Genomic DNA, 374 nt, shown 5'->3' with positions numbered 1-374 from the left:
GACGACCTGCTGGCGACCCGCGGCGCGAACGAGTCGGCGGGGTCGGACAGCAGCAAGGAGTCGACCACGGTGACGGGGGACTTCACCATCAGCGCGCCGGACGGGGTGAAGACCCTGAGCGTGGGTGGCATCAACATCGTGGTGAACGGGGTGGTGGCGGGCTTCCCGCTGAGCGGGGTGACCACGCCGCTGGGCAACACCCTGACCATCACCGGGTACAACCCGGCGACCGGGCTGGTGAGCTACAGCTACACCCTGAACGACAACGAGGCGCACCCGACGGCGAACGGCAACAACAGCCTGTTCGAAGACTTCGCGGTGAGCCTGGTGGACAGCGACGGGGACTCGGCCTCGAACACCCTGAGCGTGCAGAT

The 374-nt window shown here is 67.4% G+C and carries 1 protein-coding gene; it reads left to right on the top strand.

From position 1 onward, the window contains the following. Positions 1 to 374, top strand: a 374-nt coding sequence (locus J9889_RS21015) for a hypothetical protein (RefSeq protein WP_210557994.1), incomplete at both ends; no start/stop codon positions are given.

Source organism: Aeromonas sp. PrichA-15 (assembly GCF_017939245.1).
Taxonomy (GTDB): Bacteria; Pseudomonadota; Gammaproteobacteria; order Enterobacterales; family Aeromonadaceae; genus Aeromonas; species Aeromonas caviae.
Note: the sequence above shows the minus strand (reverse complement) of the source record. Positions and strands in the feature narration are given on the sequence as shown.